The following is a 13,463-nucleotide window of genomic DNA, read 5'->3' as shown; positions in this document are numbered from 1 at the left end:
ACAAAGCTTTTTAAATCACAACGTTTTCGTTGCTTAAATCACGGTACCATCCGGAATCACTGCTCCTTTTTTAACTACTACAATACCATCTTTAACGGTATATAAAGAATGGTCGCTATCCGGAAGATGTGCGCCACCAATGATTTGTACGTCATTCCCGACTCTACAATTTTTATCCAGAATGGCATTGGTAATCGTACAATTATCACCGATACCAATCCATGGTTTTTTCTGCTCCAAATCCTTTTCTAAATCTTCCAACACCTGGTATTTATCACTCCCCATGATATAACAGCTGTCGATCGTGGTGCCTTTCCCAATCCTTGCGCGGATACCGATCACCGAATGTTTGATACATTTAGCATGTAAAATACAACCTTCGGCAATGATGGTTTTATCCAGTGTGGTGCCTAATATTTTAGAAGGCGGCAGCATACGTGCACGGGTAAAAATGCTGTGTTTACTATCAAAAAGATTGAATTTAGGCAGGTCATCGGTAAGGCCAAGATTGGCTTCAAAGAAAGAAGATATGTTTCCGATATCGGTCCAATACCCTTCATATTGATAGCTCAACACATGGTTAGAGGTCAATAATCTCGGGATAATCTCTTTCCCAAAATCCTTCTCCTCTGCATTTTCAGCGAAGATCTTGATCAGCAGGTCTCTGTTAAAAATATAAATACCCATAGAAGCCAGATGTTCTCTACCCTCTGCACGCATTTCTTCGCCCGTATCAGAAGTCCATTCTTCCAGTAATTCTGCGGCAGGTTTTTCGATAAATGAGGTAATGATGTTGTCGGAATTGGCTTTAAGAATCCCAAAGTCCGGCGCCTCTTTTGCGGTTACCGGAATGGTAGCCAGGGTGATTTGTACGCCACTTTCAATATGGGCATTCACCATTTCATTGAAATCCATTTGATAAAGCTGATCACCGGATAAAATGAGTACATACTCAAACTCGTGGTTCAGTAAATGGTGCATCACCTGTCGCACAGCATCCGCAGTTCCCTGAAACCAGGTCGGATTGTCTGGCGTCTGTTCTGCCGCCAGAATATCCACAAAAGCAGCACTAAAATGGCTGAAATGATACGTATTCTTAATGTGTTTGTTCAGCGATGCAGAGTTAAACTGCGTCAGGACAAACATCCGGTGTATACCCGAATTTAAGCAGTTAGAAATCGGAATATCGACCAATCTGTATTTTCCTGCAATCGGAACTGCAGGTTTGGATCGCGTTTGCGTTAGTGGGGAAAGCCTTGATCCCTGGCCACCACCGAGGATGACGGCTAATACTTTATCAGTCATAAATATTCAGTTTATATGTGGTACAAATCAATATATTGTTGTGCCGCTCTATCCCATGAGTGGTCTAATTGCATCATATACTTACGGATTTCTTTCAGTTGCTCCTGATCCTGATACAGTTCATAAGCCCTGCCAATCGCGTGTCCGACATCCCAAACACTGGTTTGATCGTGACAAATCCCAAAACCTCCATCACCAATATCTACCACCGTATCTTTTAATCCTCCTATCCTGCGGACGATAGGCACCGTTCCATAACGTAAAGCATACATCTGATTCAGTCCACATGGCTCCACTCTACTCGGCATCAGCAGGAAATCTGCCCCGGCATAAATCTGGTGTGATAACTGTTCATTGTAGCCAATATACGCATTGTAATTCCCCGGAAAAGCCTCTTTCAACTGCATCAACCTACCTTCTACCTGAGGATCGCCGGATCCCAATACCAGTACATTAATCGCTCCATTTCCCTTCGACAAGGCATTGTAAAAGATCTCAGGTAGCAAATCTGCTCCCTTCTCTCCTACCAACCTACCGATAAATGTAAATAACGGCTTTTCAGGGTCCAGGTTAAACACACGGCATAAAGCCGCCTTATTTGCCTTTTTCCCAGCATCCAAAGTACGTAACGCATATTTTTTCTCCAGCATAGGATCGTTCTGCGGATCCCATACTTCATTGTCTATTCCATTTAAAATGCCCACAGATTTGGAGCGCTCCTGCGCGAGCAGGTCTTCCAGTCCATTGGCTTTAAAACTAATTTCTTCTAAATAACTCGGTGATACCGTTGTTACCCTCCAGGCACATTTAATGGCCGCAGCCAATGGATTTATTGATCCCTTCCAATCTAATTGTCCGGATTTCCATAAATCAAATGGCGGCAAATAATGGAGTTTATCCCAGCCAAACTGCCCCTGATACTGCGCATTATGAATGGTCAGAATCGTAGGAACATGACTTAGCTTTTTAAACTGATGCCCATGTGCCATCATAAAAGGAACCAATCCAGTATGGTGATCATGGCAATGGATCACATCCGGCTTATGCTCCCACTGTGCAATCCAATCCAATACGGCAATCTGATAAGCTAAAAAACGCTCGGTATCATCGTCATAACCGTAAACATTTGGCCGATCCATTAAACCAGGTATATGAACCAGGTATAAGTCAAAGCCCAGTTTGTTGGTCAGCTCCCTGAATATCCTTACCGGAAAATCCTGAAAACCCAGTTTCCCCCATCCATCATACACAACTTCAAACTCGTTTTCCTGCATAAATTTGGTCTGATATGCCGGCATTACCACCTTAGCAACGTGGCCAAGCTTGTTCTGATATTTCGGCAAAGCGCCAACAACATCGCCTAAACCACCTACTTTAGCAATAGGGTAACATTCTGCACTCAGGTGGATAATCTCCATAATTCTCAGGGGGGTTAAAAAGTATCTTAAATTAGGTAATACAAGGTGAAAAGGCAATTATTCCTGCAAATAATTTCACTTAAAAAAAGCTTGCTGTTCGAGCCTGAAATCTTTTGCGCTGAAGGGCGCAAAATTTTCTAGATCTCTCTCCAGCAAAACTTTTTTTAACGACAGCAAAATTAACGCAGGATACTCGTGGAGGGGGGAAGCTGAACAGGATGCTTAAAGGAAAAGGAGGGCAAAAGAGTATGGGTAATACTTGAGAAAAGTATTGATTAACGCAGGATACTCCTGGAGGTGGGAAGCTGAACAGGATGCTTAAAGGAAAAGGAGGGTAAAAAGAGTATGGGTAATACTTGAGAAAAAGGTCAGAAAGACTGATGTTCTTATTTACTGCGGTAATAAAAAAAGAAGCGTTCTAAGAAAAGGTATAGAAAATTTTGCGCCCTTCAGCGTAAAAGATTTCAACCTTTTATTAGTAATGCTCCTTTTTTTTAGTTCAATAAACTATGTTAATCAGCAACCGCTCTAAACATCAGCGCGGCAACCGTCAAATTCGTTCTGCTGTCGATCAAAATCGCTGCACCATTCGCTTTATTCTCCGTATAAAGATCAAAAGCCAACTCATCCGCAGTTTTAATTAAAATCCGGCCGATATCATTCAGTTTGAAGTCCGTAGCATTCTGCTTCTCTAAAGTATTGATATCCACTTTATAGATAATTTCGCTGATCTTCGCTTTAGTAACCTTACTATTGTGTTGCAATAAATAGGTGATACTTTCATCAAGCGGGCGACTATCCATCCAGCAAACATCTGCTTCAATCAGCTTCGCATTTTGCGGCAGATGATCGGCGTTTACCAGTACATCGCCCCTGCTAATGTCTATATTGTCTTTCAGGTGAAGGGTAACCGATTGTCCGGCATGAACCTCTTCCGGTCTAAGATCAAAGATCTCAATCCTGTCAATGACAGAGCTGCTTCCCGAAGGCAATACCGTCACCTTATCATTCACTTTAAAAGAACCGCTCAACACACGACCAGCATAACCGCGGTAATCATGAAGCTCATCCGTCTGAGGCCTCACTACCCATTGTACCGGCATTCTGGCCAGGTTATAACTTTGTTTATCTTCCACATCAACTGTTTCCAGGAAATGTAAAAGGCTACGTCCCTGATACCAAAGCATATTCTGAGATTCATGAACGATATTATCCCCTTTCAATGCACTTACAGGGATGAATGTTACTTCCTTCATGTCCAGTTCTGCTGCCAGTAAGGTATATTTCTCCGTGATTGCATTGAACACCGTTTCACTATAATCGACCATGTCCATTTTATTAACGGCAACCACAACATGCTCAATACCCAATAAAGAAACCAGGTACGAATGTCTGATGGTTTGTTCTACCACTCCGTTTCTGGCATCAATTAAGATGATGGCCAATTTGGCTGTAGAAGCACCTGTAACCATGTTTCGGGTATATTGAATATGACCAGGGGTATCGGCGATAATGAATTTACGCTTTTCCGTCTGGAAATATTTATAGGCCACATCGATGGTGATTCCTTGTTCTCTTTCTGCTCTTAGTCCGTCCGTTAAGATGGCTAAATCTATGGTGCCATCGTCATTTTTGCGGTTAGATTGCTGTAAGGCTTCCAGTTGATCCGCTAAAATAGAATCTGTATCGTAAAGCAGTCTTCCGATAAGTGTACTCTTTCCGTCGTCTACACTTCCTGCTGTAAAAAATTTCAATAAATTCATTAAAAATACCCTCCTTTTTTGCGGTCTTCCATTGCAGCTTCCGATACTTTATCGTCTAAGCGGGCGCCCCGTTCACTAATTTTTGATGCACTGATTTCCCTGATGATGTCTTCGATCTGATCGGCTTCCGATTCTACGGCTGCGGTACAGCTCATATCACCTACGGTACGGAAACGAACCATTTTATTTTCTACGATATCTTCTGCATCCATGTTCAGGAATGGCGATGCCGCCATCAGCTGACCATTTCTGGTAATCACATCCCTACGATGCGCGAAGTAAATAGAAGGAAGATCAATATTTTCTCTTTTGATATAGTTCCATACATCCAGTTCCGTCCAGTTACTGATTGGGAAAACGCGGACATTTTCTCCTTTATGGATTTTACCGTTATAGATGTTCCACAATTCCGGACGCTGACGCTTAGGATCCCATTGTCCGAATTCATCCCTTACGGAGAAAATTCTTTCTTTGGCTCTTGCTTTTTCTTCATCTCGACGTGCGCCACCGATACAGGCATCAAAACCATGTTTGGCAATCGTATCCAGTAAAGTGATCGTTTGCAGGGAGTTTCTGCTCGCATTTTTCCCTGTTTGCTCTACCACTTTTCCCTGATCGATAGATTCCTGCACATGACCAATGATCAGTTTCTCGCCAAGGCGTTCCACCATCTGGTCGCGGTAGTTTATCGTTTCTTCGAAGTTATGACCGGTATCGATATGTACCAGAGGGAAAGGAAACTTTCCCGGGCGGAATGCTTTTTCGGCAAGTCGCACCAGGGTGATCGAGTCTTTTCCTCCGGAGAATAGCAATGCTGGCTTTTCAAATTGCCCTGCTACTTCACGTAAAATGTGAATCGCTTCGGCCTCCAGTTCGTCTAAATAATCTAAATTATACTTACTCATTTTCTTATCTTTTACTTGGTGGCATGTAAACCACATTCTTTCTTTGATTGATCTTCCCACCACCAGCGTCCGGCTCTGAAATCCTCCCCTTCGCGTACCGCTCTGGTACAAGGAGCACATCCGATGCTCGGAAAACCTTTATCGTGCAGGGTATTGTATACGATATTGTGTTCTTTGATATAGGCCTTTACTTCTTCCAGCGACCAGTAAAAAATCGGATGAAACTTCAGCAGGTTATTCTGCTCGTCCCATTCCAGGTTGGTCATATCTGTCCGGTTTACGGATTGCTCAGAACGGATGCCCGTGATCCAACAATCTTTACCCGTAATGGCTCTTTTTAAAGGCTCCAATTTACGAATATGACAACATTCTTTTCTGTTTTCTACCGATTCATAAAAACTGTTTGGACCTTTGGCATTCACCATTTCCTGTAAAGCTTCTGCTTGTGGGTAGTAAGCCAGAATCGGCTTTTTATAATTCTCTAAGGTTCTGTTCCATACATAATATGTTTCCGGAAAAAGCCTGCCTGTTTCCAGGGTAAACACTTCAATAGGAATATCATTTGAAAAGATCAGGTGTGTAATGACCTGATCTTCCCAACCAAAACTGGTAGAGAACACTATTTTCCCGGGGTAAGTAGCTGCGAAATATCGTAGCGCCTCCACCGGATCTTTATCTTTTATTTGTGCGGCTATTGCTGCTAAATCTTCTTTCATAACTAAAATTCTTTAAGGACAAAATTGATGATGCTGCGTAAGCTGACTAAGATCACCAACACGCCTACCGACACCATAATTGTTTTTGCGGAGATCTTGTTAGATACCCTTGCTGCAATCGGCGATGCCAAGGCACTTCCAATCACTAAACCTGCTACAGCCTCCCAATGGGCACCATTTAACATGGTGATAAAAGTAAGGGAACTCATCAAGGCGATAAAAAAGCGGGTGATTTTTACTGTTCCCAAAGAGAACCTTGCATTTCTTCCACCGGCAATTAAACTCGACAAAACGATTGATCCCCATCCACCACCGCCAACAGCGTCAATAAAACCACCGAACAAACCCAACATGCCGATCTTTTTGATTTTATCTTTTGGCCCTTTCACCTTACGGTTGATTTTGTAAGCTTTAGAAAGGATCACCCCACCAAGGATCAGCGTGTACAACGAAATGATGGGCCTGGTATAATGGTTATAATGTTCCAGAGACGACAGCAGGTAAGCACCTACTACAGCGCCCACAATTCCCGGTATTAACAACATACGGAACAATTTCCAGTTTACATTTCCAAAACGGTAATGCATCCAGCCGGCAATTCCATTACTCAGGATTTCCGATAAATGGACACCCATACTCGCTGAAGCCGGAGGAACACCCATGGCCAGGGAGAAAGAAGTGGAAGTAACGCCATAAGACATTCCAATCGCCCCATCAATCATGGCAAAGACAAATCCCCCGATCAGGAACCAATAAAATAACGGATCCAGCTGCGTCAGGTAGGCCTGAAATTCAGGTTCCTTATGCCAGAAAGCTGCAATCACGACCAGAAAAGAAAGTACAATTGAAGTCCAGATGAGCCACTTAAAATTTTGCTTTACCTTGTCGACATGCTTTTCTAAGACGGCAATCTGCTCCGCTGCTGCGTTTTTCTCCGAAGGATGATCATTGACCAGAATCGCCGTTACTTCATTCAGCTTTTTCACTTTTGCGGCAAAATCACCGTTTAAAGTATTCCTTAAAGCTTCCATGTTTCCTAAAGTATCATTTAGTTCTTCCGGCAGACTATCATTCAGTACTTCTTTTAAACGTTTTGCAATTGTTGGTGATTTCCCATTGGTCGATATCGCGATTTTCAGGTTGCCCTTTTTTACGATAGAACCCAGGTAGAAGTTACACAGATCCGGTTTATCGGCAAAGTTCACCAACAGATTCCGCTGATCGGATTCGGTTCTGATTTGCTGGTTTAAAGCCTCATTATTAGTCGCGGCTACCACCAGATCAGCATCATCCAGATCCGCAGGACTAAACTCCCTTTGGACAATTTCAACCTCCGGATGAGCCGCTGCCAGTTCCCGAAGTTCCGGTAAAACATCAATTGAAATGATGGTAACGCGGGCTTCCGGACTATTCGACAAGATGGCTGCTAATTTTTCCAGTCCAACCGGACCAGCACCAATCAGCACCGTGTGAATGGTATTCAATTTGATGAAGACAGGAAATAACTGGTTGTCTTCCATACTAATTATTGTTCAGCTTTAAGTGCATTGAAAAATTCTCTGATGGGTTGGAAAGAAGGATGCAAAGAAACCACCTCACCAAAAATCAATAGTGCTGGTGCTTCAATTCCTTTTTCTTCTACCGTCTCTACAATGGTATCTACCACGCCTATCGCCAGTTTTTCATTTTGCGTAGAACCACTTTGAATTGCCGCTACCGGTAGTTGTCCTTTTCCTTCATTCTGGAAAAGTTTCACAATTTCTTTCAGTTTACCCAATCCCATCAATACCACCACAGTAGCTTTAGATCTTGCTGCTTCATACAAATCGTTGGAAATTTTTCCAGAAGCTGTAGTTCCTGTAACCACCCAGAAGCTTTCGCTTAATCCACGGTGTGTAACCGGAATTTGCTGCAAACCAGGAACAGATATCGAGCTCGATAAACCTGGGATAACGGTAACCGGGATGCTATATCCCGCAGCAAAATCCAGTTCTTCATAACCTCTGCCAAATACAAAAGGATCGCCACCTTTTAAGCGTACCACATGACCATAGTTAAGGGCATAATCAATCATCAACTTGTTCACTGCATCCTGCGAGTAAGAATGTTCGCCGGAGCGCTTTCCTACATATACTTTAATCGCTTCAGGATTGGCATAATCCAGCACCCCTTCATTCACTAAAGCATCGTATAAAACCACATCCGCAGCTTTCAAGGCATTTGCACCTCTCATCGTGATCAATTCAGGATCACCAGGGCCGGCACCTACCAAAGTAATTTTTGGCTCTTTATTGTTTATATTTTTAGTGCTCATTAGATTTGCTCCTCTCTTTTTGCATTAATCTGATTAAAAAAGTCGGTTACATCAGCCAGGTAAGCGGCAGCAAATTCTGCTGTAGGCTCATTCTTATTGATTTGTAACACCAGTTCATTGAAAGTACTTTTCAGTTTAAATTCGCCGGTTTCTACGTAATGGGTATCAAACTCACGAATTACACCGATTTGCGTGCTGCTACTTACCGATTTATCTAGTAAAAGCGCTTTTGCAGCGTTCACAAATACCGCGTAAGTATGGTAAATAGAGTCAGACCAGGCCTCTGCTTCGAAGGAAGCTTTTGCCCAACCTAGTTTTTCTTCTGCTTCTAAAAGCAAGGTCGCTACTAAGTCGATCACTACCCCCGCACATTCTCCAACACCAATTGCCGTATTAAAGATCTCTTCATGCCCCCAATCTACATATTCGTCATCTTTCAGGGTCGTCAGGTCTGCCAGTGGTTTCAATAACTGATAGAAATAATCTTTCCCTTGTCTGTCGTAATAATGGTGAAAGCTTTCTTCAGTCTCACTATTGGTACTGAAATCGTTTAACAGTGTTCTTAATACCGCCGTAGCACGCTTAGAAGGTGCTTTAATCACCCTTTCCGCTACTCTACCTTCGCCATCACCTACCGTTCCGCCACCCAGCATTACCTGTACTGCCGGTACTACTTTTCCGTTTGCTTTTACAGAGCTGCCATGGAAACCGATGTGTGCCAGACCATGCTGACCACAAGAGTTCATACAACCGCTGATTTTGATTTTAATGTCTTTATCGTAGATCAATTCCGGAAACTCTTCGTAGATCACTTCTTCCAGTGCCACAGAAAGCGACATACTGTTCGAAATCCCAAGGTTACAGGTATCTGTTCCCGGGCAAGTGGTCACATCACCGATGCTGTCAAATCCAGGGGTCGCAAAATCTACCGCTTTTAAGGCTACATATAAGGAAGGCAAAGCGCCTGCTCTAACAAATTTCAAAAGTAAGCCCTGATTTTGGGTGATGCGGATTTCATCTGCCACATAAGGGCTGATGCCTGCTACCATTTTACGGGCACGGTCTGTTTTGATATCACCAACCGGCACCTTTACATAGACCCCATAAAAACCTTCTTGTTTTTGAGGAACTACGTTTGTAGCGCGCCAGTGCTGATACTCCAGCGTATCTTCAATGTCCAGTTTCGGATAATCCAGCAAAGCTGGAGGCTCAGGAGAAAGGACAGCGTCCCTATCTATCTGGAAAGATTTTGATTTATTGGCGATTCTTTCCTCCTCAACTAATCTCAATAGTTCTTCTAATCCCAATTTTTGCACTAAATATTTAAGACGTGCTTTATTTCTGTTGGTACGTTCCCCGTAACGGTCAAACACTCTCAATACAGACTCTGCATAAGGAATTATCTGATCTTCCGGAAGAAAATCATGCACCAAACTCGCTAGAAAAGGTTGTGCACCTAATCCACCACCCAGCATTACTTTAAAACCACGTTCTCCTTTTTCATTGATTTTTGGGATAAAACCAAGGTCATGGATATAACTATATGCGGTATCTTTTTCATCTGAAGAGAAAGAAAACTTAATCTTTCTGCCCATCTCCTGGCAAATTGGATTGCGCAGAAAGTAAGTGAAAAAAGCATGTGCATAAGGGGAAACGTCAAACAATTCATTTGGGTTGATTCCTGAATCCGGTGAGGAGGTTACGTTTCTTACCGTATTTCCACAAGCTTCACGGATCGTTACATCATCGCGTTCCAGCTCCTCCCACAATTGCGGGGTTCTGTCTAAACTCACATAGTGAATCTGGATGTCCTGTCTGGTGGTTAAGTGGAGGTTTCCACTGCCATACTCATCAGAAACATCAGCGATGCGTAATAGTTGTTTGAAGGTTACTTTTCCGAAGGGTAATTTAATACGCACCATTTGTACGCCAGGCTGTCTTTGTCCGTAAACACCACGGGCAAGGCGCAGGCTTCTAAATTTCTCCTCATGGATTTTTCCTTCGCGAAAGGCTCTGATCTTTTTCTCAAGATCTATAATATCCTTTTCAACAACAGGATTTTCTAACTCTGTTCTAAAACTTTGCATAGTACGTTTGGTCTTATTTGAAAAAAGCTTCTTCTGTCGGGGAGACTGAAGAAGCTTTTAAATATTTTTTCTCTTTACAGCCGAAATCATTAAACACACATACAGTGGTTTAGCATTAGATTTCCGTTGTAAATCGTTTGGTTCATAAAACAAATATATAAAGTATATAGGATTAGTAGTATATAATAAGTGTAATTAATTTGTAACCTTCTGTTTTTCAGTGGATTAATTTACTACCAAATCTATGGGATTAAATATAATTAAATCAATACTGCTGATTACAAGGCTATTACAATAACTTAGTCAGGACTATATTTCAGCAGGCGACCTACTTTCCGGCACAACGAGGCCTGGCCCATTTTTGCCCCTAACCTTCAATTCCCTGATCATCGGGAAAATGTCAAATTGATCCGGATCAAAACAAAATCCCTCCTGAAAACTTACATTTATAATTGTAAGCCTTTTATGAAAAGAAAAATCAACCTTCTACCCCTTGCGATTATCGCCGGTTTCGTCTTATTGCTCAACTGGTATGTTCTTTCGGGAATTGAAACACTGACCAGCAGTAGCTGGCTGGCTCCGGTATTCTGGGGATTCCTTATTTTCATTATGGGCTCATTGGCCTACTCCATTCAGCGTATGCGCGACAATGGTATGGATATCTTTTTCAAGATCACGACACATACTTTTTTAGTATTGATCACCAGCGAACTGATTTTCATTATCATTTTAATGATTGGAGATGCGTATCGGATGATCACCGGAGGCGCAAGAAGCGTTTACTGGGTAGAATTTGGACTGGCTTTATTTCTCGCCACCGTCCTGATTTTCTTATACGGTATTATTAAAGGTAAGTACGCTTACCGCGTGATCAAACACACCTTATTCTTCGATGAGCTACCGGAACAATTCGACGGTTTTCGCATTACACAGATCTCTGACGTACATGCCGGCAGTTTTAAAAACGCCAAAGCTGTACAGAGAGGCATCGACCTCATCAAAGCACAAAACTCAGATATATTCGTTTTCACCGGAGACCTGGTGAACAATAAAGCGGAAGAAATTGTACCCTGGATGGGCCATTTTTCGCAGGTAAAAGCACCTTACGGACAGTTTTCTATTCTCGGAAACCATGATTATGGCGATTATATCAAATGGGAAAATGAAACGGCCAAACAAGCCAATTTACAGGCGCTAAAAAGACATCATGCAGAAATGGGCTACCGTTTGCTTTTAGATGAACATGTGAACATTGAAAAAAACGGTCAACATATTATCCTTGTCGGGGTAGAAAACTGGGGCATTGGTTTTGGAGAACGTGGCGACCTGAAAAAGGCCTTACAAGGTGTAAATCCGGATGATTTTAAGGTCTTACTTTCTCATGACCCCACACATTGGGAGGCCGAAGTGAAAACCTGGCCTTCAAAAATACAGTTAACCTTATCGGGCCATACCCATGGGATGCAATTTGGCATTGAAGCTTTTGGCATCAAATGGAGTCCGGTAAAATATCGCTATGCGCATTGGGCAGGAGTAACCAGTGCAAATGGCAGATACCTGAATATTAACAGGGGATTTGGCTTTCTTGGTTTCTCCGGAAGAGTGGGCATCTGGCCGGAAATTACCGTCATAGAATTAAAGAAAACGAGAAGATAAAATCCCGTTTTCTTTAACCCGAACCGCGAACCTCCTCCTCCCGGCAGGCAGGCAGGCAGTATATAAACCTATATTACCGCAATACGGCTTCTGCATCAGCAGACACCCCTGATTTTTCATAACATTTCGCCAGTTTTTCAACCGCATAATCAATCTCCTCCACTGTATTGTAACGGCTAAAAGAAAACCGAACGGTAGAACGCCCAAAGGGAGTATCCAAAGCACTGAGCACATGAGAAGCGGTACCGGAATGACTGTTACAGGCACTACCACCGGATACGGAGATCTGATGTTGATCCAGATAAGCGATCAGGTTAACTCCGGTCTGTGGATCAGGAAGGGAAACACTCAACACGCTATTTAAGCTCTGCTCCGTATTTGCAGAATTTCCATTGAAATCAACATCATCAATCCTATCCCTCAGTTTAAAAATCAGGCGTTCTTTCAGCTTGATCAGATGCCCTCGCGTAACCTCTAAATTTCTATAACTGATTTCTAATGCCTTTGCCAGTCCCACAATACCCGTTACATTTTCTGTACCTGCCCGCTGTTTTTGTTCCTGCGCACCGCCGTTAATTAAAGGATAAAGGGTTTGTCTGGCATTCCGGTATAAAAAACCTATGCCTTTTGGTCCGTGGAATTTATGGGCAGAGCCGATGAGGAAATCCGCGTTCAACTGCTGGGTATCGTAACGGAATTGCCCCATAGACTGGACAGTATCGGTATGAAAAATGGCTTGGTATCTTTTACAGACCTGGGCAATCGCCTCAATATCGTTTAGATTTCCGAGCTCATTATTCCCGTGCATTACAGAAACGAAGGCTTTTTCATGGGTACTCAGTAATTTTTCCAAATGGGGCAGCGAAAGATTTCCCTGAGCATCATGCTCCAGGTAAATCAACCGGATTTCTCCGTTTTTCTCGAGGGCTTTCAGCGTATGCAGTACCGCATGGTGTTCTAAAGCAGAAGTGATAGCCAGTTTAATTCCATTGCTGCGAATGCCGGAAAGGATCGCGGTATTGTCCGCCTCAGATCCACCGGAGGTAAACACAATATGGTCCGGACTGGCATTCAGCAAGTCTGCGATGATTCCCCGGGCCTGGGCAATCGCTACTTTCGCGCCCCTTCCATGGTGGTGTGCCGAAGATGGGTTTCCGAAATTTTCAAAGAAGTAAGGCTCCATGGCCAGAAATACTTCTCTGTTTAAAGGTGTGGTTGCGGCATTGTCTAAATAGATTCTCATGCGAATTGGTTTAATAGATTAAAAAATAATCTACTTAATCAGTTTACAAGAATAAG

General features: G+C 42.8%; 10 protein-coding genes. 1 reads left to right on the top strand and 9 read right to left on the bottom strand.

The genetic code is table 11. From position 1 onward, the window contains the following. Positions 1-33: 33 nt before the first annotated feature. The 8 genes from R2Q66_RS13440 to R2Q66_RS13405 all read right to left on the bottom strand — a co-directional run bounded on the left by R2Q66_RS13440 (position 34) and on the right by R2Q66_RS13405 (position 10,508). Positions 34-1,305 (bottom strand): glucose-1-phosphate adenylyltransferase, encoded by a 1,272-nt coding sequence (locus tag R2Q66_RS13440; protein WP_316749778.1) that lies wholly within the window; start codon positions 1,303-1,305, stop codon positions 34-36. 11 nt (positions 1,306-1,316) lie between these two features. Then, positions 1,317-2,723 carry a glycogen synthase gene (locus tag R2Q66_RS13435; protein ID WP_316749776.1) on the bottom strand — a complete coding sequence of 469 codons (1,407 nt, stop codon included), beginning with the start codon at positions 2,721-2,723 and terminating at the stop codon, positions 1,317-1,319. Between the two features lie 512 nt (positions 2,724-3,235). Continuing rightward, entirely contained in the window at positions 3,236-4,486 is a 1,251-nt protein-coding gene (locus R2Q66_RS13430) for a sulfate adenylyltransferase subunit 1 (protein WP_316749775.1), read from the bottom strand. Next, positions 4,486-5,391, bottom strand: a complete 906-nt coding sequence (cysD, locus tag R2Q66_RS13425) for a sulfate adenylyltransferase subunit CysD (RefSeq protein WP_316749773.1) — start codon at positions 5,389-5,391, stop codon at positions 4,486-4,488. Before cysD ends, R2Q66_RS13430 begins: the two co-directional genes overlap by 1 nt. A gap of 11 nt (positions 5,392-5,402) precedes the next feature. Beyond that, positions 5,403-6,107 carry a phosphoadenylyl-sulfate reductase gene (locus R2Q66_RS13420; protein ID WP_316749771.1) on the bottom strand — a complete coding sequence of 235 codons (705 nt, stop codon included), beginning with the start codon at positions 6,105-6,107 and terminating at the stop codon, positions 5,403-5,405. Between the two features lie 2 nt (positions 6,108-6,109). Beyond that, positions 6,110-7,627, bottom strand: coding sequence for a TSUP family transporter (locus tag R2Q66_RS13415; RefSeq protein WP_316749769.1), 1,518 nt, complete (start codon positions 7,625-7,627; stop codon positions 6,110-6,112). 5 nt (positions 7,628-7,632) lie between these two features. Next, complete coding sequence (cobA, locus tag R2Q66_RS13410; RefSeq protein ID WP_316749767.1) at positions 7,633-8,421, bottom strand: uroporphyrinogen-III C-methyltransferase; 789 nt, start codon at positions 8,419-8,421, stop codon at positions 7,633-7,635. Continuing rightward, positions 8,421-10,508: a nitrite reductase gene (locus R2Q66_RS13405; RefSeq protein ID WP_316749765.1), complete on the bottom strand. Its 2,088-nt coding sequence runs from the start codon at positions 10,506-10,508 to the stop codon at positions 8,421-8,423. Before R2Q66_RS13405 ends, cobA begins: the two co-directional genes overlap by 1 nt. Positions 10,509-10,973: 465 nt before the next feature. Here R2Q66_RS13405 and R2Q66_RS13400 point away from each other — a divergent pair, with 465 nt between their 5' ends. Further along, entirely contained in the window at positions 10,974-12,164 is a 1,191-nt protein-coding gene (locus R2Q66_RS13400) for a metallophosphoesterase (RefSeq protein WP_316749763.1), read from the top strand. Between the two features lie 73 nt (positions 12,165-12,237). Here the strand turns inward: R2Q66_RS13400 and R2Q66_RS13395 are convergent, their stop codons facing one another. After that, positions 12,238-13,407 (bottom strand): cysteine desulfurase family protein, encoded by a 1,170-nt coding sequence (locus tag R2Q66_RS13395; RefSeq protein WP_316749761.1) that lies wholly within the window; start codon positions 13,405-13,407, stop codon positions 12,238-12,240. Positions 13,408-13,463 lie beyond the last annotated feature (56 nt).

Origin of the sequence: Pedobacter gandavensis (assembly GCF_032677645.1) — a bacterium.
Classification (GTDB): Bacteria; Bacteroidota; Bacteroidia; order Sphingobacteriales; family Sphingobacteriaceae; genus Pedobacter; species Pedobacter gandavensis_A.
This window is presented reverse-complemented; position numbering and strand designations above follow the sequence as displayed.